Genomic DNA, 21,792 nt, shown 5'->3' on the forward strand with positions numbered 1-21,792 from the left:
TGTTCACTCAACTGCTTCGCTTGGTTAACGGATAGAGCGTTCGTCGTCATCACCATCGAGTCATGACGCTCAACCCCGCAGGCGAGACAGTCGCGACCGGAATCCCTGGCACTCTGGCCGAGAACATGACCATGGCCGAGCAGCACGATTGGCATCGGTCGTTCCTGCGGCGGCACCCGGTCAGTCGACGAAATTTCCTGGTCGGAGCAGCCGCGACGGCCGCCGCGGTAGGCGTCGGGAATTCGGTGTTCGCACGTACCGCCTACGCGCAGGATGCTCCGCTGGCCGTGGCCGGCAGGCACATGGGATTCGGAAACGACCCGGCGACGCAGCTGCGATTCTCCGCTCAGCTCTCACGCAATCCTGGAATCACCGGAGTCTTTCTCGATCACGGCCCCACACCGGCACTCGGCGCGACGACGTCCGCTGAGGTGCGCAACCTGATCAGTCAGGTGCCGCAGACCGACGGAGGCATACTCTCGGCCGAGCAGTATTACGTGCACGTACCCGTGGACAATCTGACCCCGAAGCTGCCGCATTACTATCGCTGGCGCACCGCCGACGGCTTCGTCAGCGACATCCGCAGCGCATCCCCTGCCCTGCCGACCGGTCGTATCGCTCCGTTCCGGTTCACGATGATGGGCGATCAGGGCAACGATGAAACCCCCTCGCAACCGGAGGGTTTGGTGGCCGGCGACTACGACGATCTGTACTACAAGGCAGACAACGAACCGTCGGTCAAGCACGCGCGCAACATCAATCGTCAGATCGCGGCCTCGCACCCGGATTTCCACATTCTGGCCGGAGATATCGCGTACGCGGACCCGTCGGGTGCAGGTCTCCCTCCCCAGTTCGCCAAGCACGGACAGACGCCACCGAAGGGATTCGACAAGTTCAACCCGTTCGTCTGGGACGGCTATTTCCAGGCGATCGAAGCCAGTGCGTCGACCGCGCCGTGGTTGTTCGCCACCGGCAACCACGACATGGAGGCGCTGTACAGCCCCAACGGATACGGCGGCCACGCAGCGCGTTTGGATCAGCCGACCAACGGGCCGAAGGGTTGCCCGTCGGCCTACTCGTTCGTCTACGGCAACACCGCGGTGCTCTCGCTCGACGCGAACGACGTCAGCTACGAGATCAAGGCCAACACTGGGTATAGCGGAGGAGCCCAGAACACCTGGGTGGAGCAGACTTTGGCGAAATACCGTGCCGACTCGAACATCGACTTCATCGTTTGCTTCTTCCACCACTGCGCATATTCGACCACCTCGACGCATGCAAGCGACGGCGGAGTTCGCGACGCATGGGTTGCCCTGTTCGACAAGTACGAGGTGGATGTGGTGCTCCAAGCTCACAATCACGTCTTCGAGCGCACCGATCCCATTCGTGGCAATCGCGCTACTCGGGTCGCCGGTGACAACTCCACTGTCAACGGAAAGACGGACGGCACCGTGTATTACACCGTCGGCGGTGGTGGTCGTCCGCGCTACACGTTCCAGGACGGCGAGGGCGTGAGCTACCGCGGCAACGAGTTGCCCGACACCGCAGTTCCGAACAGCTACGTGTGGGCACCCGACGGCACCAAGTCGGCCGAGTCCATCACCTGGTCGAGGGTTCGATTCCTGAACTACTCGTTCGTCAGAGTCGATGTGGTGCCGGGTCTTCCGGGCATCAAGGCCAGCACGATGACCATCGGTGCCATTGACGAATACGGCAACGAGTTCGACAGGTTGACGTTCACTCGCGACATCCCGGTGGGCCCGATTTTCGGCTCTTCCTAGGCTCTCCCATGTGCGCGGAAATTCGACCCCTGCTACGAACTTCCGTGCACGTGCGGCGAAGCCGCTCTACAGCCACTTCTGGCGTTTGAACACCACGTACAGTGCTGTCGAGCAGAGCACCATGGCGACCAGGGCGAGCGGATATCCCAAGTGCCACTTCAATTCGGGCATGTCCTCGAAGTTCATGCCGTAAATGGCGGCGACCAGGGAGGGCGCGAAAAGGATTGCACCCCAGGACGAGATGCGCTTGACCTGTTCGTTCTGTTCCAGGCTCACCTGCGTCATGTTGCGCATTTCCTCGTTCTGCTGCTGCGCAACCATGGTCGAGTGCACGGTCATCGCGTTCTGCAGAATGGACCGGAAAGCCTCGATGCGGTCGGAGATGCGGATCGCATGGTCCAGGACGTCGCGAAGATTGCGCTGCAGTTCGACGTCGACGTGATACTTGTCCGATCCGCGCTTGAGCGATTCGATCATCTCGACCAGAGGCTTTGCGGCACGGTCGAATTCGGACACCTCACGCAGAAGTGAATAGATGCGACGCGAGACGCTCGGATCGCCGGTGAACAGTTGATCCTCGATCTCGTCGATGTCGGTCTGCAATCCCTTGATGACGGGAACGTACTCGTCGACCACTTGGTCGAGGATGCCGTACAGAATCGCCTCGGGCCCGAGTCCGAGCAACTCGGGGGATTCCTCGAGCCGGTGCCGCACCTTCCCGAGCTCGGGCGACTCGGCGTGACGAATGGTGACCACAAAATCCACGCCGAGAAAAATGTGCAATTCGCCGAATTCGACCTTTTCGGTCTCGTCGATATATCTGGCGGGGCGCAGTACGACGAAGAGCTGCTCGGCATAGCGTTCGAGCTTCGGTCGCTGATGGGCTGCGATCGCGTCCTCGACGGCCAATCGATGCAGTCCGAATTCGTCTGCTACTGCGTTGATTTCACGGAGCTCGGGACGATAGAGGCCGATCCATGCCATTCCGTGGCGATCCCGCATGCACTCGAAAGTGATATCGAGGCTTTCGGGATTCGCAGTTCGCTTCCCCTCGACATAGACGGCGTTGTCGACGATCGGCACTTCGGGTCACCTCGGTTCGAGAAAGAAGTGTGCCGGACGGCACCCGATCGAGACTATCGCCTGAACGTAGGGCGATGCAGCAACGAGTGCAGCCACCGCCGGATCGGCGGATCGTGGCCTGATCCGACCCGGCGCGGGCTGGGCCACAGCACTCCACGAGCGAGAGAGCGCCGGCTTCGGTGACCGAGGCGATGTTCTGCCGGCCGCATGTTGCTGTGAATCCGCTGTCGGTGCCGTGACATGCTGATCCGATGCTTCTCGACCTCCTCGGCTACCTCGGTATCGCAGTCTTCGCGGCGTCGGGTGCCTTGATCGGAGTGCATCGCCGGTTGGATCTGTTCGGAGTCTGCGTCGTCGGAATCACGACGGGTATCGGCGGTGGAGTCATTCGTGATCTTCTCCTCGGCATCCATCCGCCGACGTCGCTGGACACGTGGCCGAACGTCACCGTCGGCTTCTGTGCGTCGCTGGCCGTCTTCGTGGCGCACCGACAGATGGGCAAGGTGCGACGCGGTGTTCTGGTGCTCGACGCATTCGGCATGGGACTGTTCGCTGCGACCGGCGCGACGATCGCGTTGGCTGCCGGCGGGAGCTCCCTGTCGGGAGCCCTCATCGGCACCACAACCGCGGTTGCCGGCGGCGTGATCCGAGACGTGCTGGTCAACGAGGTACCCCTGCTGCTGCATCGGGATCTGTACGCCCTGCCCGCCCTGCTCGGGGCGACGACCGTCGTGTTGGCCGATGTTCTGACCCTTCCGGAGAACGTGGGACTCGTCGCGGGAACAGTGCTCGCGACGGGGTTGCGACTGCTCGCGCTGTGGCGAAAATGGAACCTCCCGCTGGCCCGCAACCTTCCGAGCCTGTAGGCGGTCGTCGGTGGAGTAGGTACCCCTCTCAGCCGTATCTCAGTCGACCAGGACAAACTGTACGAATGCGGATTTTGGTGGTCGACGACGATCGAGCAGTGCGTGAGTCGCTGCGTAGGTCGCTGACGTTCAACGGGTACACCGTGGACCTGGCGGTCGACGGGCTGGATGCGCTCGAGCAGGTGGCTGCGGCGCGACCCGACGCCTTGGTGCTCGACGTGATGATGCCTCGGCTGGACGGCCTGGAGGTGTGTCGTCGACTGCGCAGTGTCGGTGACGATCTGCCGATCCTCGTCCTGACGGCACGGGACTCGGTCTCCGAGCGTGTCGCAGGCCTCGATGCCGGTGCCGACGACTACCTGCCCAAGCCGTTCGCGCTCGAGGAACTGCTGGCCCGGCTGCGAGCGCTGCTTCGCCGCACCGCGATGGAGGCGGGTATCGACTCGGAGACCATGACGTTCGCGGACTTGTCCTTGGACCCGGTCACCCGTGAGGTCTCGCGCGCCGAACGCTCGATCAGCCTCACCCGAACCGAATTCTCGTTACTCGAGATGCTGATGACCAATCCGCGCCGAGTGCTGACCAGGAGTCGCATCCTCGAGGAAGTCTGGGGCTACGACTTCCCGACGTCGGGCAATGCGCTCGAGGTGTACGTCGGCTATCTGCGGCGCAAAACCGAGGCGGAGGGGGAGTCGCGGTTGATCCACACCGTTCGCGGTGTCGGATACGTCCTGCGCGAAACGCCTCCGTGATGGTTGCTCCGTTCGGGCGCAAGACGCCCGAGAGCGTCGGCTCGTCGCCGGCGGCGATGCGACCTCCCATGCCGCTGACGCGGTCGGTGTCTCTGCGGTGGCGGGTGACGTTGCTCGCGGCGTCCGTGGTCGCGATTGCGGTGGCGGTCATGGCGATCGCGGCGTACACCGTGGTCTCACGAGCGTTGTACGGCGATGTGGATACTCAATTGCGTTCGCGTGCATCGGCTTTGGCGGAATCGAGTCTGGTCTCCTACGACCCGCGGTTCGTTGCCGGAGCTACGTTGTACAGCACCGACGTGAGTGTGGCGCTGATCTATCCGGACATGACCAGCTACAACCCACCCGGGCCGAAGGTCCCGATCGGGGACGCCGAAGTCGCCGTGGTGCGCGGGGATCAGGAATTCTCGCTGCGCACGCTCGACGATCAGCGGGTGCTCGCGCAACGAACCCAGGACGGCAGCACCCTCATCGTTGCGCAGAGGCTGCTGCCCACCGGCAAGGTGCTCGATCGCCTGGCCTGGGTGCTGCTCGTCGTCGGAGCCTTCGGAGTGGTGTTGGCTGCCGGAGCCGGAATGGCTGTGGGACGCACCGGCTTGCGGCCGATCGCTCGTTTGACGGCCGCGGCCGAGCGCGTGGCGCGAACGGATGATCTGACGCCGATCCCGGTGACCGGCGACGACGAATTGGCACGTCTGACCGAGAGTTTCAACACGATGCTTCGGGCGCTCGCCGAATCTCGCGGCAGACAGAGCAGATTGGTTGCCGACGCCGGTCACGAGCTTCGGACTCCGTTGACCTCGTTGCGGACCAACATGGAACTGCTCATCGCAGCGGGGCGCCCCGGTGCACCGTCCATTCCCGACGATGACATGGCGGAGTTGCGGACCGACGTGGTTGCGCAGATTCAGGAACTGTCCACGCTGGTGGGAGATTTGGTCGATCTGGCGCGCGAGGACGCGCCGGAGACGGTGTTCGAGCGCGTCGATCTGGCCGACGCCGTCGAACGCAGTCTCGAGCGAGCGCGCCGTCGCCGCAACGAGATCGACTTCGATGCAACGCTGATGCCGTGGTTCGTCTACGGCGATCAGGCGGGACTGTCGCGGGCCGTGCTGAACGTGCTCGACAACGCAGCAAAATGGAGCCCGAGCGGCGGCGAGGTACGAATCTCGATGCAGCAGATCGGGGATGGCCTGCTCGAATTGACGGTGGACGACGCCGGGCCGGGTATCCCCGAGGAAGATCGTGAGCTGGTGTTCGAGCGCTTCTACCGCTCGACGGCATCGCGCTCGATGCCGGGATCCGGTCTGGGACTTGCCATCGTGCGACAGGTCGTCGTCAAACATGGCGGCACCATCGGGGTCGAGGTGTCCGAGCGGGGTGGTGCGTTGATCCGAATCGTGTTGCCCGGTGAGGGTGCGTCGGAACCCGGGACACTCTCGGCAAACTGATAGCCGGATCTCAGCGCCCTCTCAGTACCGCCCTGCACAGTGAGTAGCAAGAAGGCGGGCGGACCTCTGGGTCCCTACTGAAGGAAGCAGCAACGATGAACGACGACCGTAACGAATCCGAACAGACCGGACAGGGTGCCGGTGGCGAGCAGCATCCGGCGGACCGGGCTTCGCGCGGCGACGAGCAGAACCACTCGACCCAGCAGCATCCGACCCAGCAGCATCCGACCCAGCAGCTCCCCCCTCAGCAGGGTTATCCGCAGCAGTACGCCGGTTACGGCCAAGGTGCATACCAGCCCGGCTACGGCCCGTACGGCCAGCAGGGTGACCCGCGGAGTACCCAGCACACGCAGGCGCATCACGCCCAGCCTCAGAATGTTTCACCGCAGACGAATTCGGCACCGGGCACGGTGAAGGCGCGCCCGGGTCGGTCCGCGTTGGTCGCCGGAGCGATCGCGCTGGTTCTGGTCGGGGGCGGCATCGGCGGCGCAGTCGGTGCGATTGCCACCAACAATGCCAACGGGAGCGGTGGGGGAGCCACCAACTCGCTGAATTCCTCGGTCACCGCTGCGCAGCCAGCCGCCAACTTCCCCGACGGCTCCGTCCAGGCGGTGGCCAACAAGGTCCTGCCGAGCGTCGTACAGATCCAGGTGAAGGGCTCACAAGAAGAGGGCGAGGGCTCGGGCGTCATTCTCAGCAGTGACGGCTTGATCCTCACCAACAACCACGTCGCAACGGGCGCGGGTGCCAACGGCCAGCTCACTGTCGCGTTCTCCGACGGCTCGGTGGCCGACGCCACGATCGTCGGTGCCGATTCGGTCTCGGACATGGCCGTCATCAAGGCCGAGGGCAAGTCGAATCTGACGCCCATCGAGCTCGGTTCCTCCTCGAATCTGGAAGTGGGACAGCAGGTTGTCGCGATCGGTTCCCCACTGGGTCTGGCCGGCACCGTCACCACGGGCATCGTCTCCTCGCTGAACCGGCCGGTGTCGACATCCGGCGAGTCCGGCAACCAGAACTCGGTGATCGACGCCATCCAGACCGATGCCGCGATCAATCCGGGCAACTCCGGTGGTGCGCTCGTCAACACCGACGGTCAGTTGATCGGCATCAACACCGCGATCGCCACGATCGGTGGTAGCGGGGGATCGGGGGCGCAGAGTGGCTCGATCGGGCTCGGGTTCGCGATCCCGGTGGATCAGGCCAAGCGCATCGCCGACGAACTGACCACCACGGGCAAGGCGACTCAGGCCATGATCGGGGTGCAGGTGCCGTCGCAGGACGATGCCAATGGTGCAACCGTCGTCGAGGTCACCGAGGGCGGACCGGCAGCGGCTGCGGGCATACCGCAGGGCGCGGTGATCACCAAGGTCGACGATCGCGTCGTCTCCAGCGGTGACGCGTTGATCGCAGCTGTGCGATCGCACGCTCCGGGGGATTCGGTCACCATCACCTACACCGACGGCGGTAGCGAGAAGACGGCGAACGTGACGCTCGGCACTGCCGAGCCCGTAGCTGCGCAGCCGCAGACCCAGCGCCAGGAACAGCAATTGCCGTTCCAGGTCCCGTCGTTCCCGGGCGGTCGCTGATGTTGCGGGAAGCAGGCAGGCACGGCACGGTTGCAACGATTTACGCACAGCGTGAGCCGGGTAGGGGCCTAACTACTACGGTGAGCGGTATGGAACTCGACGCACCACTGGCAGGGCGCGCGTTGGTCGTCATCGTTGACGACCGAACAGCGCACAGCACCGAGAAGGATTCGACGGGCCCGCTCGTCACGGAACTGCTGACCGAAGCAGGCTTCCTGGTCGACGGTGTCGTCGCTGTGACGGCGGACGAAGTGGATGTGAGGAACGCCCTCAACACCGCAGTGATCGGTGGTGTCGATCTGGTGGTCTCGATCGGAGGCACCGGCGTCTCGCCCCGTGATGTGACCCCGGATGTCACCGCGGAGGTGCTCGATCGCGAGATCCCGGGTATCAGTGAGGCGCTGAGATCGTCGGGACTGGCGGCCGGTTCGCTGGATGCGGGTCTCTCACGTGGGCTGGTCGGTGTTTCCGGCAGCACGCTGGTGGTGAATCTCGCCTCCTCGCGGGCTGCTATCCGCGACGGGATGGCGACGCTGACGCCATTGGCAAGTCAGGTCATCGCCGAGCTGTCCGGGTTGGACGCATAGCGATACCGATGAGCAACGAGCCGAGAGACGATCGATCGGCCGAAGACGACGCGAGCCGGGCCCGAGCAGAACGGGCCCGGCTCGCTCGTATCTTCGGCGAGGTACTACCGGAGACGACCGGGGACGAGCGAAACGACGCTCCGGATGCGGAGTCGAGCGGTTCGAAGTCGGACGAATGGTTGAAACAGCAGCGACCACCTCATTACTTTTGATGTGATCCACGACACATTTTCTTGGCTGGAATGACAGGTCTGTTAGTTACTCGTTTACCTGGCGTTAGCGAGCTACCCGGTAGTAGCTACGGTCGCTAACGGTCGAAACGGGCTCTGCGGACGTATTCCAGACCGGACTATCGGGCCGATCCGGACATGGAAGTGCCGAGATATTCCCACATCAGGGTCGGTTTACTCGTATGAGGCGGATGTAACAGTTCTGCCCCTTGGAGAGATGCTGTGACGCGGGTTATCGCTAACACGGCTGTGAAAGTTGTTCACGCCGCGGAAACACATCACAGGACGGCAACGTTCGGGGGCCGATCGTAGGGATTGTCACGGTCTGGCAACTCCTCTAATGTTCCCCTCAGCTTCCGACAACGAGGGCGTGGGACCGACCGGTGCCGCGCCCTTCACCACGGGACTGCAGGATCGAGGATGTGGCCTTCACGGCTCCATCCGGCTCGGGCTCGTACGCATCGTTGCGTCCGATCTAGTTCGAGGGTGAAAGCCACAAGCTTCCCCGTGCGACACCGCGCTGGGACTGAACATGATGAGGAATAAATGACGGAGATCCAGAAGTCGCGGCGCAGCCGGGGACTCAAGTCCATGAGCGTCGCAGTTGCTGCCAGCGCTTCGGTAGTCGGCCTGGTGCTCGGTACCGGAACCGCTTCTGCCGCTGTCGACAGCTCCAACTCGGTTGTCGACGCCGACGGCAACACCATCACGGTGACGCTGTCCGACACCTTCATCAACGGTGTTGCTCCGCTCGACGGCAACCCGCTCACCCGTGAGTGGTTCGCCAACGGCCGGGCTTCCTACGACGTCCAGGGCCCCTCGGCCGACGACTTCGAGGGCACCCTCAAGATCGGTTACCAGATCGGTTACCCGATGAGCCTCAACGGTGGAGTCACCGTCGAGTGGGCTTCGCCGTCCGCGAACCTGGGCATCTCGAGCGGCAACAGCAGCACCATCGGCGTGGAAGGCAGCCTCGGCGACATCTTCGACCTCGCGACAGGCGACCTCCTCGACCTTCCGATCGAGACCGAAGCAACTTCCGGCAGTGGCCTCGACATCGGTGTTCAGCTGATCCCGCAGGCTACCGGCACCCTTGAGCTCGAGAACGGTCCCGGCGTCGTTCAATCCGAGAGCGCATACGCTGTGCTCAACGACGAGGCCGACATCACCTCTTCCGAGGGTGACGCGGCGGGCACCAGCGGATCCGTCCAGGTCGCGAACCTGCACGGTACCGCCACTGGCATCCTGGGCAACGTCTCCATCCGTCCGTACGTTTCGCTGACCAGCGCAACCGGCGACACGGCCATCACCTACGGCGTCCCGGTTCGCCTCAACTGATTTCCGAATCGGTTGTAGCTCGGTGAGATAGCTTCACCTGCTGAAATTCAAGACCAGTTCAGGCCCGTACGGATCACTCCGTACGGGCCTGAACTATGTTCTGAACAGAAGTAATTCGACTTCTCGAGAGAGGCACTGGAACAACGATGCACTCGAAAGCCCGTTTCACAATGGCTGCCGCAGGGGCAATCCTTGCTCTCGGCCTCGCCGCCGGTTGTAGCAGTGACGAGTCCGCAGCGTCCGTCGAGAACACCGACGTCTGCAACACGTTCGCCGCAGACCACAATGCATTCGTGGGACTTGTTGCAGCGGGGCCCGGATCAGCCGAGAACATCGATAAGTGGACCGCTGACAAGCGGGCCGCCGTCGACAAGCTGAAGGGGCTGCCCGGCACCGCATCGGGTGATGTCGCGACCTCGCTGACGACGTTCGTCGACGCACTTCCCGCCGACACCCTCGAACTGTCGACCACGGACAGTGAGTCCGGTAAGGCCTTCGTAGACAACGGCGCAGCCGTCGCCTCGGCGTGTGAGGCCGATGGCACCACGATCACCCTCGACGCACTTCCGCTGTCGACGTTCACCAACTGAGTACCGGCACCGCCAAACGCACCCCCCGAAAGAATGAATGCGCCATTCACGCTGTCAGACAGCGTGAATGGCGCATTCATTCGGACAGGGTGACCATCACAGCCGCATCGGCCATGTCCGGACGGCCAGGAGTCAGTCCTTGGAGTGTTTACCCAGATCCGGCGTGGAATCGATGGCGTCGCCGCTGCCACCGGTGGTGTCGGCTCCGGTCGACAGTTTCTGTCCCGCTGCGGTTCCCCCGGCGAGGATGTCGCGAATCTGCACCAGCACGTCGACGTCGCTCAGTTCCTTCTCCGGCTGACTGACGAAGCGCTTCTTGGCGGTGTTCACCGGCAGAATGAGTACGAAGTAGACCACTGCGGCGATGATGACGAAGTTGATGATCGCCGTGATCACCGCACCGATGTTGACGAACGATTCCGGGGACGACGTGATGTTGAAGCCGAAGCCGTATTCGTTGCTGCCACCGAGGGCCGCGACGAGCGGGTTGATGATGTTCGTGGTGAATGCGGTGACGATGGCGGTGAATGCCGCACCGACGACCACCGCGACTGCGAGGTCCACGACATTGCCGCGCAGTAGAAAGTCCTTGAAGCCCTTGATCATGAGCCCTTCTCCCAACGTTCGGATTGTTCTGTCCGGAGAAACGTTAGTGCAGGGTGACGGTCAGCGCGCTGACCAACGATGCAGCGGCCACCGTCGTCGCGTCGTTCGTCGGTAGGGCAAGCAGCACCACCCGATCTCGCTGCCGACTGTCACCGGCGTCGGCGGAGACGAGAACGACCATCGCTCCCGACGCCAGCACCCGAGCCGCGGGCACTGCATTCAGGTCTTCCTGGGACTCGACGGTCAACACGTCGACCCGATCGCCTTCGCGCAGTAGGTCGGTCACTGCGGCATCGGCGAGATGCACCGGTACGACGCGTGCCTCGGTCCCCAGTGCCGTCGTAGCGGTCCGAGATCCCAGTAGGCGCACGTCGGTGAGCAGTTCGCCCGCTCGGACCGGCCCGGTGAGCGTCTGACCCTCCACAGCTCCCGTGTCGACGAGCGCGCCTTCAGGAACACCGGCCGAGTCCCAGTCGGCAACCACCACATCGGCCGAGGTCAGCACCGTCCCGGGCGTCAGATCGCGTCCGGCCGTGATCACCTGGACGCGATCGTCGCCTGAGGCGTCGTCGACGAACAGCACCAGTGCGACCGCGACCAGCACGCCTGCCGCGATCCGTCTGACTTTCGGGGATCCGACCCACGCCGGACGCAGCGTGATGCGATCGAGCAGCGTCGAGTCGAGTCGGTTCGTGCGAGCGGTCATGCTGGAACGCTATCGCCGACAACGGCGGCTCGGACGCCGAAAAGGCCGGGCTGTGGATAACAGCCCGGCCTGTGGATGAAGCGGAAGTTACTGGCTCGCAGCAGCTTTCGTGGTGGACGAGGAAGAAGATTTGCTCGACGACGAATCGGAAGATTTCTTCTCGGCGGGCTTGGAGTCGGACTTGGACTCGGACTTCGAGTCCGACTTCGCGGCCGCCGCGTCGGACTTCTTCTCGCCTGCGCCCTCGCTCGAGGTGCCCGAGCCGCCGCGGCTGTCGGTGCGGTAGAAGCCACTGCCCTTGAAGACGATGCCGACCGAATTGAACAGCTTACGAAGCTTGCCCGAGCACGCCGGGCACACCGTCAACGTGTCGTCGGTGAAGGACTGAACGATGTCGAATCGGTTGTCGCACTCGGTACATGCGTATGAGTAAGTGGGCATCGTGTTTCCTCCGCGCTGGTCACCGAGGAGATTCGGCGCTCTACTGGCCGAGGTCGAACACCGCCGGTGTCTTGTCTGTTCGTCGAAACTGGGGAGAGCATTAGCACTCTACAGTCAGGAGTGCCAACGAATCGAATCGTACCGTTATTCCGTACTCAAGCGTACGAGTCCGTTGCTCGGGGTCACCACGTGCGTCACCCGTCTGTCGTGTGGTTCTGCCGGTAGGCGATCGACCAGTTCGCTGTCGCGTACCACCGCGACCAGCACGGCGTCGGGTGCGCACAGGTCGAGGGTGCGGTCGTAGAAGCCGGCACCCCGGCCCAACCTGGTCCCGCTCCGGTCCACGGCCAGCGCTGGAATCAGCACCAACGAGCACGCCGATACGGCGCCGGGATCGAGGAGAGGTCCCGACGGTTCCAGCAAACCGAACGGGGCCGTCACCAACGACTCGCGTCCGGCGTACCGAGCCCAGCGCAGCGGGCCCGGTTCGTGCGCACTCGGGAGCAGAACGGTGGACCCGGCCGCGGCCATCGCGTCGAGCATCTCGATGGATCCCGGCTCACGACCGACAGGGACGTATGCGGCGACGGACGGGTGTTCGGCCGCCAATTCGGCGAGGACGTGACAGAGTGCAGAAGACTCCATCGCGCGTTGCGCACCGTCGAGCAGTCGGCGTTCGGCGAGAACATGCTTCCGCCATCGATCCTTGGACGTGTTTTCCGTGAATTCGGGAACGGTCACAACGATTCGTCCTCCCTTCCTGTGCAGTCGTTCAACGATATGCACTCGGGGGTAGAACGCAGCACACGCCGAGCAGATCACCAGAAACCATGGATAGGGTGAGCACCATGACAGAAGCCGTTACAGCGACGACCGCCGCCACGCCCGTGCATTTCCGCACGGCCATCGTTCCCGCAGCGGGCATGGGTACCCGGTTCTTGCCGGCGACGAAAACCGTTCCGAAAGAACTGCTTCCAGTGGTCGACACTCCCGGCATCGAGCTCGTCGCAGGCGAGGCCGCTGATTCCGGCGCGCAGCGACTCGTGATCGTCACGTCACCCGGTAAGGACGGCGTCGTCGCTCACTTCGTCGAGGACCTCGTACTCGAGAACAAGCTCGAGGCCAGTGGCAAGCTCGAGATGCTCGAGAAGGTGCGGGTTGCACCCGGGCTGCTCGACGTCCAATCGGTCATTCAGCACGAGCCACTTGGACTCGGGCATGCCGTCGCCTGCGCCGAGGAAGTTCTCGACGACGACGAGGATTCCGTCGCCGTTCTGTTGCCTGACGATCTGGTGATGCCCCGCGGTGTGCTCGACGTCATGGCCCGCGTGCGCGCCAAGCGCGGTGGCTCGGTGCTGTGCGCCATCGAGGTCCCCGACGACAAGGTCTCGTCCTACGGCGTCTTCTCCGTCGAGATCGTGCCCGACGCGGTCAACCCGAACGTCCTCAAGGTCACCGGTATGGTCGAAAAGCCCAAGCAGGAGGACGCCCCGTCCAACTTGGCAGCGGCCGGACGTTACCTGCTCGACCGCGCGATCTTCGACGCACTGCGTCGGATAAAGCCCGGTGCCGGCGGCGAATTGCAGCTCACCGACGCCATTGCGCTGCTGATCGAAGAGGGCCATCCCGTGCACGTGGTGGTGCACCGCGGATCGAGACACGACCTCGGAAATCCCGGGGGATACCTGCGCGCTGCGGTTGACTTTGCTCTACAGCGTGACGACTACGGCCCGGCGCTGCGCGAATGGCTGAACGAACGCCTGAGCGACAGCTGGGCACCGGAACTGACCACGTACGAATAGCATCGCGGGTCGATGCCATAGAGAAGGGGCCAGATGCGCTCGGTCGAGGATCAGCAGACCAGAGTGACCGCCGCGGCGGTGGCTCCACGGCCTGTTCGGGTCGCCATCTCGGAGGCACAGGGCCTGCTGTGTGCGGAAGAAGTGGTCACCGAGCGTCCCCTTCCCGGTTTCGACCAGGCGGCGATCGACGGGTACGCGGTACGAAGCGTCGATGTCGCGGCCGCGGGAACGGACCTGCGCAACGAGGACGACGAACGCATCGATCTGACGCTTCCCGTCGTCGGCGAGGTGTCCGCGGGGTCGCGTCAACCCATCCGGTTGCAACCGCGTCAGGCAGTGCGAGTCGATACCGGTGCGCCGCTGCCCACGCTGGCCGATGCGGTGTTGCCGCTGGATCGAACCGACAGCGGCCGTGCCCGAGTCAAGGTGTTCCGTCCGGTTCGCTCGGGGGATTACGTCCGCAAGATCGGCGACGACGTGCAGCCCGGTGACGTGGCGGTCCGTGCGGGAACGATCATCGGCGCAGCTCAGGTGGGACTGCTCGCAGCCGTCGGTCGTGACAAGGTGCTGGTGCACCCCAGGCCGCGTCTGTCGGTCATCTCTGTGGGCGGCGAGTTGGTCGATACCGATCGGACCCCCGGGCCCGGCCAGGTGTACGACGTCAATTCCTATGCACTCGCCGCAGCAGCGCGCGACGCCGGAGCCGACGTCAACCGCGTCGGGATCGTCAGCACCGACCCCAAGCGCCTGCGTGAGGTGGTCGAGGGTCAGCTGATTCGATCCGAGATCGTGGTCATCGCCGGAGCGGTGGGTGGCGGCGCGTCGGACGGTGTGCGTGAGGCGCTCGGCGAACTCGGTGACATGGAAGTCGAGCGAGTTGCCATGCACCCCGGATCCGTTCAGGGCTTCGGTCAACTCGGACGCGACGAAGTACCCACCTTTCTGTTGCCGGCCAACCCCGTCAGTGCGTTGGTGGTGTTCGAGGTCATGGTGCGTCCGCTGATTCGCATCGCTCTCGGCCGACGGCAGCCGCTGCGCCGGACCGTCACTGCTCGCACCGTCGCGCCGATCACCTCGATCGAGGGCCGCAAGGGATTCCTCCGCGGCCAACTGATGCGCGACGAGGAGACCGGCGAATATCTGGTCCAGGCCCTCGGCGGCGCACCCGGATCGTCCTCGCATCTGCTCGCCACGCTCGCCGAGGCGAATTGCCTGGTCGTCATCGATCCCGAGGTCACCGAAATCCGAACCGGCGAAGAAGTGAAGGTCTCGTTCCTCGCGCAGAGAGGCTGACGCCATGTGAGCGGTAGTTCGTAGTGGGGTACGAATTTCCATGCACATGCGCGCAGCGCATACGATCGACGGATGCCGCGAACGTGGTCGAGCCACCCAGGTTGGCCGGCGAAATTGGGTCCAGTGAGAGTGGCCGGCGGAACTGTCACGTTGCGGCCGGTACGGGTGCGCGACGCGGCCGCCTGGAGTCGGATTCGCACTGCGGATCGCGCTCACCTCGAACCCTGGGAGCCCAGTGGCGAGGGCAGCTGGAATTCGCGGCACCACATCTCCTCGTGGCCGACCCTGTGCTCGGGCCTCAAGTCCGAGGCGCGCAAGGGACACATGCTGCCGATGGTCATCGAAGTCGACGGTGAATTCTGCGGGCAGATCACCACCGGAAACATCGTGCGGGGAGCACTGCGTTCGGCCTGGATCGGGTACTGGGTCTCCAAGGACGTCAACGGCAAGGGCGTAGCTACCGCGGCTCTGGCGCTCGGTCTCGATCACTGCTTCGGTCCCGTCGGACTGCATCGCGTCGAAGCGACGGTGCGGCCGGAGAACCTTGCCAGCCAAGCAGTTCTACGTAACGTCGGCTTTCGCGAAGAGGGACTGCTCTACAAGTATCTCGACGTCGACGGCGAATGGCGCGATCACAAGCTCGTCGCGATCACCTCGGGTGAGGTGCAGGGAACCGTCGTCGATCGGTTGGTGCGCGCCGGCCGGGCCGCGTGGGCCTGACACCCGACCGCGTCTCGAGTCTCATGTTGTCAAAGTGACAGGAGTGTAATTCCGGTCGGCGCGTCTGCGTCGTTCTCACCCGTCCTCCACATAGCCTGATGACGTCTCGACTGTCGCCGTCATCCAAGGGAGGAGAACTTCGCCGATGCCGAACTCGATCATCTGGATCGGTCTCGTAGCCGTCTGGCTCTTCGTTCTTCTGCCCATGCTGATGACCAAGCGCCCCCAGATCATGCAGACGACGGATGCCGCGCTCGCCACGCGTGTGCTGCATCGGGGTGGCACCAAGCGAAAGCAGCGCGGGCCCGCAACCGGGCACCGCAGCGATCCGCACTGGCGACCGGAGGACGACCTTCGGGTTTCCGCGCCGGCCAGCGAGATCTTCGGCCCGAAAGTCGCGGCCGTTCGTCCAGACTCACCCGATCTACCCGGTACCGCGGAGGACCCGATGGACACTCACGCAGCAGAGAACGACCTCGACAGCGATGCACCGGTCGAGGGACCTTCGCGCGGGAGGGCACCGTCGCACGAACCGGGCGTGGTCGACGACGATTTCGTCCCTCGCCGACGCGGCCGCGGTGGTTTCGATCCCGAGGCCGACGCGCTCGCCCGAGCTGCCCGGTACGCCTTCCGTCAACGCGCAGTTCTGGGGCTGGTCTTCGCGGCCATCACCACAGCGGCATTGGCATTCATCATCTCCCCGACGGTCTGGTGGCTGTGCGGGTTGTCCGTCGCCGTCCTCGCCGGTTATCTGTACTACCTGCGACGGCAGGTGCAGATCGAAGAAGAGGTGCGGCAGCGTCGGCTCACCCGAATGGGTCGGTCCCGGCTGGGCGTGGAATCGGAGACCGACGACGAGCTCGCGCTCGTCCCACAGCGTCTGCGTCGCCCCGGTGCGGTGGTGCTCGAGATCGACGACGAGGATCCGGAGTTCGAGCATCTCGACCACTACGAGGAGCCGTTCCAGGCGAACCGTGACGAGGATGGAGACTTCCGCAGAGCGCAGGGCGCGTAGGTACCGCCCGAAGCGGCTTTGCTAGAGTTACGCAGCCGGTCGGCACGACGGCAACGGGGCTGTGGCGCAGTTGGTAGCGCGTCTCGTTCGCATCGAGAAGGTCAGGGGTTCGATTCCCCTCAGCTCCACCGAAAAACAAAAACCGCCACTCGTCGAGTGGCGGTTTTTTCTGTCTTGCAAGAAGTTACCGAGCCGGGGTGCCCGGCCTGCCACCCGAGCGGAACGCCGGCGTAAGCCTTTGTGCAACACTTCGCAAGGTGAGCAGCCAGATGACCGTGCGTGTCGAGGATTCCGCAGCCCACCGCATCACGGCGCGGATAGTGACACCTCTCGGCGACGAGGCAACGGTGACAACCGAGTCGAACTACGAGTTGGACCACTCCGCCACCTCATGGCTTCCGCCGCTTCTGGTGGCAGGGATGCGAAAGAAGTGGAATGTCGAATTCGACAGTCCGGTCGATTCGACAGCACTTCGAGGGGCTCCCGAGGCGCAAAAGGTCTTCCTCGACTGGTACCCCAAGCGGTTCCATGCAATCTCGGTCTCCGCCGACGCGTCCGACGGCGTTCTCAGTGCGAGAGGTGTGGGCTGTTTCTTCAGCGGAGGCGTCGACAGCTTCTATTCGGCGATTACACAATCCCAACGCATCACCCACCTGATCTTCGTTCACGGTTTCGACATCGCGATCGACGACGAAGACTTGGCGGATCGAGCGCTGGCGGGTGCTCGGGACGCAGCGGCGGAGCTAGGCAAGCCGCTGATCGAGGTCAGAACCACCCTGAGGTCGGCGTTCGGAAATAGATTGCCGCTCGATTGGGGATACGACTTCCACGGTGCGGCACTGGCACACGTCGGACTCGCCCTGTCGCAGCACCTGAGCACCGTCTTGATTCCTTCCTCCAACAGTCGCTGGGAGCTGCTGCCGTGGGGTTCGCATCCCGACCTGGACCCGCTGTGGTCGAGTAGCAGTGTCACCTTCGATCACCACGAGTTGGACGTGAATCGGCTCGGCAAGATTCGGCGGATAGGCCGTAACGAGACTGCGATGAAGCACTTACGGGTGTGCTGGGAGAATCGCGACGGGCGATTCAATTGCGGCGTCTGCTTCAAATGCATCAGGACCAAGATCGGGTTGGCGGTCGCCGGCGCGGAGAGTGCGGCGTTGCCGGGCGACATCGACATGCTGGCCGTGAGCTCTCTAATTCTGACGAACCGTCACAGTTTCCACCTGCGCAACGGCCTCGCCGCGATGGAAGAAGCGGGCGTGACCGACGAGGACCTGGTCAAAGCGGTGGACAAGGCGATTCGCCGGAGACACTGGCGGCAGGGTGTCGCGTACCTGCGAGGCGCGCGATTCGTCGTGATGGCTCGCGTGCGAGGCCGCCGACCTGGCCGGTGATATCGGGTTCGAAAACATTCAGTTGAACAATCGATCATCCACGTACCGATCAGCCCGGTAGATTGACGAGCGATATTGTGAACGGATCGGTTCCGAGCACTGCATCTGCCCCTGCAACTTCTCTATGGAGTGTGAATGACGTTCGAGATCGTCGACCTCGCTGAAACGTGGGTCGCCGGTCTTCCCGTTCGCAGCCCCAAACGGGCGCTCGGTCGCCTCAACGACCCGGCCCTCGATCAGGCGTGGTCGGCAGTTCTCAACCAAGAGACTTCGGGTCCGCTCGCTTCTATTTATACCGACTTCGCCCCTGGTATCGGCTCGTACAATACGCAGATAGTCGGTTATCTGTGTTCTTCACTCGGTCAAGTTGCACGCGGACATCTGGTTGCCAAAGTGCCGGCGGCGAAATACGCGCGATTTTCTGCGGTGGGGTATTTCCCCGAGGTTCTCACGCGACTGTGGACTCAGATCGATCATGCCGAGGAGCAGGGCGAAATAGTGCGATCGTTCACCGGCGACTACGAGTGCTATCCGCACGCGTACAAGATCGACCTCTATCTGGCGATCACTGCGCCCGGAGGTTCGTGATGAGCTTTCGTGTCACGGCACGCAGCGCCGAGTTGTTCAGTGGGTTGGTGGCACCGCGAGTGCAACCCGGCGCGGAATCGAGCGGTAGCGAGTGGATGCGATTCCTGCGAGATCGTGTGCGCGAGAAGAACATCGACGCGGTCCAGGTCAGCACCGTGTACGTCCCGGATTCGCACGGCACGGTCAATGCCGTCGTCGCCGTTCCGGTGGACTCGCCCGGTGACGTCGCCGTGGGAGATGTGTTCGTCTCGATACCGACCGGTGTGTTTGCCGTTTTCACGCCGAGCGGCGCGTTGGCGGATCCGATCGAGGATGTGTGGGCTCAGGTGGACGAGTGCGTTTTGTCCGGATCTGTATTTCGCGCATACAAAGAGGAAGTCGAAGTCGTTACAAACTCGGGAGAGGTGGAACTTTTCATTTCAATCGTCTTGTGAACGAGGTGCTCTTCATGCAATTGTCACTTTCGAATCACAAAGTCGCCGTCGAACCGGTTACCATTGGCGGGCGCTGGCAGTCCGCAATGGCGATGTGAATTCGATGTTCACCTCGTTCGGTCGATGTGTAGGCAGCGCGAACAGAGCGTCGATGTCATGGCAAGGTCGACAGAGCAGGGGTGTTCCAGCATGGTGAGACAACTCAGGGCAGAAGCAACACGCGCGGCCGCATTGCGCGCGGCGGCAGATCTCTTTCTCGAAGTGGGGCACGCGAATGCCACGCTGAGTCAGGTGTCTGCACAATCCGGTGTGACCAAGGGCGCGCTCTACTTCCACTTCGCGTCTAAGGAGGAGCTGGCCCGCGCCATCGTCGACGAAGGTCATGAGCGCGTGTCGACCGCGTGCGCAGGGATGGTCGACAGCCGTAGCCCGGCACTCGAATCCGTCATCGGAATTTCGTACTCGGTACTCGAGCTGGCGGCCTCGGACCCGCTGGTTCGTGTCATGTACCGATTGCAGATGGAGATCGACGGATCCGACACCGCCCGAGGCAGTGTTTTCGGCACGTGGGGAAACATTTTCGAGCATCTCTTCGAGCGCGCCATCGTGCACGGCGATGTCGCAGACCACCTGGACTCGGGCAACGCGGCCTTGCTGGTGTGCGAGATGCTCGCTGGCGTTCTGATGGTGTCCGAGGCGCAGTCGCGTCTGGAGGACGCCCCGTCGCGCATGGAGAAGGTCTGGAACACGGTCCTTCCCTCGCTGGTGCCGACCGACAAACTTCCCTACTTCCGCGAGTTCGCGGCACGCAGTCTGTCCAGTTTCGTGCGTGAGAACGTCTCGTCGGGATCGGTCACCGTCTGAGGGAATTCCGTGATCTCGGGGTGCTTGCCGCGCATCGGGTAGCAGGGCACACTGTGTGATATGGAACACACTGCACAAGATCGAAGAATGTCGGACAACGAGCTCCGTAAAGCGATCGGGACCCTGCAGAAACGCGCGGATGTTGCCCGTAAGCAGGGTGCCGACGATGACGCTGCGCGCATCGAGCGCACCATCGCCGATTACCGAGACGAGATGTCGCAAAGATTGTGACGACTCTCTCGGTCGTCACCGCGTAGGGTCGAAATCGAACTGACACGTGGCGACCGGTGGGGGATGCAGGCTTCGATGGCTACATACGATCTGCGCGGCAAGAAGACGTTGATCACAGGAGCGGGTAGCGGAATCGGCCGGGCAACGGCCATCGCTGCCGCTGGAGTGGGAGCCGAGCTGTTCCTCACCGACATCAACAGCGCCGGGTTGGCTGAGACGGTGGACATGGTCAGTGGCGCGGGCGGCACTGTCAGCCACTCGCTGCCGTTCGATGTGTCCGACTTCGAGGCGGTCAGTGCGTTCGCGGACGACATCCACGCCGAATTCGGCAGCCTGGACGTCGTGATGAATGTCGCCGGGATCTCCGCATGGGGAACTGTCGAAAATCTCGAACACCGGCACTGGAAGTCGATGATCGACGTCAATCTCATGGGGCCGATACACGTCATCGAGAAATTCTTGCCCCCGATGATCGAGGCCGGGCGTGGCGGCCATCTGGTCAACGTGTCGTCCGCTGCGGGGTTGATTCCCCTGCCGTGGCACGCTGCCTACAGCGCCAGCAAGTACGGCCTGCGGGGAGTGTCCGAGGTGCTCAAGTACGACCTCAAGCGCCACGGAATCGGCGTCAGTCTGGTGGTGCCCGGTGGTGTCAAAACCGGTCTGGTGCAGACACTTCAGATCGCCGGCATCGACCGCGACGATCCGCGCGTACAGAAGTTGCAGCATCGATTCGAGAAGCGCGCCGTGGAACCGTCGGTGGTCGCCGACGCAATTCTCGCCGGAATCGCCAAACGCAAATACCTCGTGTACTCCTCCAACGACATTCGCTTCGGATACTGGGTCGCTCGAAAGTTCGCTCCACCCTACGAGTTCGTGCTGCAGAAGGCGAACGATCAGTTCTCCAAGTTGCTCGAGCCGCGTAGGGACGAGGGATCGTCGAAATCGACGTCCAGCGTGCGCGCGCCCGGGCCCGAATAGGACAGCTCGTCGTGCGGATTGGCCAGTGCACAACCGGCCAGCGACAGGCAACCGCACCCGATGCACCCGGTCAAGTTGTCTCTGAGCCGAATCAATTGCTCTATCCGAGAGTCCAATTCGCGATGCCACCGTGTCGAGAGCCCGGCCCAATCCTCGCGCGTCGGCGTCCGCTCGTCCGGTAGTTCACTCAACGCCTGCCGAATGGTCGCCAATGGAATCCCGACCTTCTGTGAAATGCGGATGAAGGCCACGCGGCGCAACGTCTCACGGGGAAATCTGCGTTGATTGCCCGATGTTCGACGGCTGCTGATCAGACCTTGCTTCTCGTAGAAGTGCAAGGCCGATACCGCAACCCCGCTGCGCTCGGATAACTGGCCGGGAGTCAGTTCTCGAACGTTCCACTCGGGCATCGGCACGACCTCGACAATACTTCAGGTCCTGCTCCCGTCG

24 protein-coding genes and 1 tRNA gene are annotated in these 21,792 nt (G+C 63.4%); 19 read left to right on the plus strand and 6 right to left on the minus strand.

Annotated features, from left to right (window positions below; translation table 11 throughout):
- The first annotated feature begins 62 nt into the window (after positions 1–62).
- Complete coding sequence (locus tag MTX34_RS07290; protein WP_243608919.1) at positions 63–1,781, plus strand: metallophosphoesterase; 1,719 nt, start codon at positions 63–65, stop codon at positions 1,779–1,781.
- Between the two features lie 66 nt (positions 1,782–1,847).
- On the opposite strand, the gene MTX34_RS07295 is transcribed toward MTX34_RS07290, so the two are convergent.
- On the minus strand, positions 1,848–2,864 hold the full coding sequence (locus tag MTX34_RS07295; protein ID WP_243593687.1) for a magnesium and cobalt transport protein CorA: 1,017 nt from the start codon (positions 2,862–2,864) through the stop codon (positions 1,848–1,850).
- Between the two features lie 251 nt (positions 2,865–3,115).
- Between MTX34_RS07295 and MTX34_RS07300 the strand changes: the two genes are divergently transcribed.
- The 7 genes from MTX34_RS07300 (at position 3,116) to MTX34_RS07335 (ending at position 10,267) form a co-directional block, all read left to right on the plus strand.
- Positions 3,116–3,730: a trimeric intracellular cation channel family protein gene (locus MTX34_RS07300; protein WP_243593686.1), complete on the plus strand. Its 615-nt coding sequence runs from the start codon at positions 3,116–3,118 to the stop codon at positions 3,728–3,730.
- Positions 3,731–3,795: 65 nt separating this feature from the next.
- Positions 3,796–4,482, plus strand: coding sequence for a response regulator transcription factor (locus MTX34_RS07305; RefSeq protein ID WP_032395747.1), 687 nt, complete (start codon positions 3,796–3,798; stop codon positions 4,480–4,482).
- Positions 4,482–5,933 carry a HAMP domain-containing sensor histidine kinase gene (locus tag MTX34_RS07310; RefSeq protein WP_243593685.1) on the plus strand — a complete coding sequence of 484 codons (1,452 nt, stop codon included), beginning with the start codon at positions 4,482–4,484 and terminating at the stop codon, positions 5,931–5,933. The genes MTX34_RS07305 and MTX34_RS07310 overlap by 1 nt, the downstream gene beginning before the upstream one ends.
- Before the next feature lie 95 nt (positions 5,934–6,028).
- A complete protein-coding gene (locus tag MTX34_RS07315) occupies positions 6,029–7,522 on the plus strand; it encodes a trypsin-like peptidase domain-containing protein (RefSeq protein ID WP_243608920.1) in 1,494 nt (497 codons plus the stop codon).
- An 89-nt stretch (positions 7,523–7,611) separates the two neighbouring features.
- Positions 7,612–8,109: a molybdenum cofactor biosynthesis protein B gene (locus tag MTX34_RS07320; RefSeq protein ID WP_032377304.1), complete on the plus strand. Its 498-nt coding sequence runs from the start codon at positions 7,612–7,614 to the stop codon at positions 8,107–8,109.
- 776 nt (positions 8,110–8,885) lie between these two features.
- Positions 8,886–9,677 (plus strand): MspA family porin, encoded by a 792-nt coding sequence (locus MTX34_RS07330; RefSeq protein ID WP_243608921.1) that lies wholly within the window; start codon positions 8,886–8,888, stop codon positions 9,675–9,677.
- A 170-nt stretch (positions 9,678–9,847) separates the two neighbouring features.
- Positions 9,848–10,267 (plus strand): hypothetical protein, encoded by a 420-nt coding sequence (locus MTX34_RS07335; RefSeq protein WP_243608922.1) that lies wholly within the window; start codon positions 9,848–9,850, stop codon positions 10,265–10,267.
- Between the two features lie 132 nt (positions 10,268–10,399).
- Here the strand turns inward: MTX34_RS07335 and mscL are convergent, their stop codons facing one another.
- The 4 genes from mscL to MTX34_RS07355 form a co-directional block, all read right to left on the minus strand.
- On the minus strand, positions 10,400–10,873 hold the full coding sequence (gene mscL / locus MTX34_RS07340; protein ID WP_243608956.1) for a large conductance mechanosensitive channel protein MscL: 474 nt from the start codon (positions 10,871–10,873) through the stop codon (positions 10,400–10,402).
- A gap of 43 nt (positions 10,874–10,916) precedes the next feature.
- Positions 10,917–11,579: an SAF domain-containing protein gene (locus MTX34_RS07345; protein ID WP_243608923.1), complete on the minus strand. Its 663-nt coding sequence runs from the start codon at positions 11,577–11,579 to the stop codon at positions 10,917–10,919.
- A gap of 87 nt (positions 11,580–11,666) precedes the next feature.
- On the minus strand, positions 11,667–12,020 hold the full coding sequence (locus MTX34_RS07350; protein ID WP_243608924.1) for an FmdB family zinc ribbon protein: 354 nt from the start codon (positions 12,018–12,020) through the stop codon (positions 11,667–11,669).
- A 144-nt stretch (positions 12,021–12,164) separates the two neighbouring features.
- A complete protein-coding gene (locus MTX34_RS07355; protein WP_243593677.1) occupies positions 12,165–12,761 on the minus strand; it encodes a 5-formyltetrahydrofolate cyclo-ligase in 597 nt (198 codons plus the stop codon).
- 107 nt (positions 12,762–12,868) lie between these two features.
- Here MTX34_RS07355 and MTX34_RS07360 point away from each other — a divergent pair, with 107 nt between their 5' ends.
- The 11 genes from MTX34_RS07360 (at position 12,869) to MTX34_RS07410 (ending at position 21,342) form a co-directional block, all read left to right on the plus strand.
- Positions 12,869–13,822, plus strand: a complete 954-nt coding sequence (locus MTX34_RS07360) for a UTP--glucose-1-phosphate uridylyltransferase (protein ID WP_037192236.1) — start codon at positions 12,869–12,871, stop codon at positions 13,820–13,822.
- Positions 13,823–13,855: 33 nt separating this feature from the next.
- Positions 13,856–15,115 (plus strand): gephyrin-like molybdotransferase Glp, encoded by a 1,260-nt coding sequence (glp, locus tag MTX34_RS07365; protein ID WP_243608925.1) that lies wholly within the window; start codon positions 13,856–13,858, stop codon positions 15,113–15,115.
- A gap of 72 nt (positions 15,116–15,187) precedes the next feature.
- Entirely contained in the window at positions 15,188–15,835 is a 648-nt protein-coding gene (locus tag MTX34_RS07370) for a GNAT family N-acetyltransferase (RefSeq protein ID WP_243593675.1), read from the plus strand.
- A gap of 145 nt (positions 15,836–15,980) precedes the next feature.
- Positions 15,981–16,850 carry a gephyrin-like molybdotransferase receptor GlpR gene (gene glpR / locus MTX34_RS07375; RefSeq protein ID WP_243608926.1) on the plus strand — a complete coding sequence of 290 codons (870 nt, stop codon included), beginning with the start codon at positions 15,981–15,983 and terminating at the stop codon, positions 16,848–16,850.
- 55 nt (positions 16,851–16,905) lie between these two features.
- Positions 16,906–16,978, plus strand: a tRNA-Ala gene (locus MTX34_RS07380).
- Positions 16,979–17,119: 141 nt separating this feature from the next.
- The gene (locus MTX34_RS07385; protein ID WP_243608927.1) at positions 17,120–18,247 is read left to right on the plus strand and encodes a hypothetical protein; all 1,128 of its coding nucleotides are present in this window, start codon (positions 17,120–17,122) and stop codon (positions 18,245–18,247) included.
- A gap of 135 nt (positions 18,248–18,382) precedes the next feature.
- Positions 18,383–18,835, plus strand: coding sequence for an effector binding domain-containing protein (locus MTX34_RS07390; protein ID WP_243593672.1), 453 nt, complete (start codon positions 18,383–18,385; stop codon positions 18,833–18,835).
- Complete coding sequence (locus tag MTX34_RS07395; protein WP_243608928.1) at positions 18,835–19,269, plus strand: effector binding domain-containing protein; 435 nt, start codon at positions 18,835–18,837, stop codon at positions 19,267–19,269. Before MTX34_RS07390 ends, MTX34_RS07395 begins: the two co-directional genes overlap by 1 nt.
- A 189-nt stretch (positions 19,270–19,458) precedes the next feature.
- Positions 19,459–20,133: a ScbR family autoregulator-binding transcription factor gene (locus tag MTX34_RS07400; RefSeq protein ID WP_243593670.1), complete on the plus strand. Its 675-nt coding sequence runs from the start codon at positions 19,459–19,461 to the stop codon at positions 20,131–20,133.
- Between the two features lie 87 nt (positions 20,134–20,220).
- Entirely contained in the window at positions 20,221–20,364 is a 144-nt protein-coding gene (locus MTX34_RS07405; RefSeq protein ID WP_243608929.1) for a hypothetical protein, read from the plus strand.
- Positions 20,365–20,439: 75 nt separating this feature from the next.
- Positions 20,440–21,342 (plus strand): SDR family oxidoreductase, encoded by a 903-nt coding sequence (locus MTX34_RS07410; protein ID WP_243608930.1) that lies wholly within the window; start codon positions 20,440–20,442, stop codon positions 21,340–21,342.
- On the opposite strand, the gene soxR is transcribed toward MTX34_RS07410, so the two are convergent.
- Complete coding sequence (gene soxR / locus MTX34_RS07415; RefSeq protein ID WP_308198491.1) at positions 21,258–21,758, minus strand: redox-sensitive transcriptional activator SoxR; 501 nt, start codon at positions 21,756–21,758, stop codon at positions 21,258–21,260. The two genes, MTX34_RS07410 and soxR, sit on opposite strands and share 85 nt — an antisense overlap.
- Positions 21,759–21,792 lie beyond the last annotated feature (34 nt).

Source organism: Rhodococcus sp. ARC_M5 (genome assembly GCF_022810405.1).
GTDB lineage: Bacteria > Actinomycetota > Actinomycetes > Mycobacteriales > Mycobacteriaceae > Rhodococcoides > Rhodococcoides navarretei.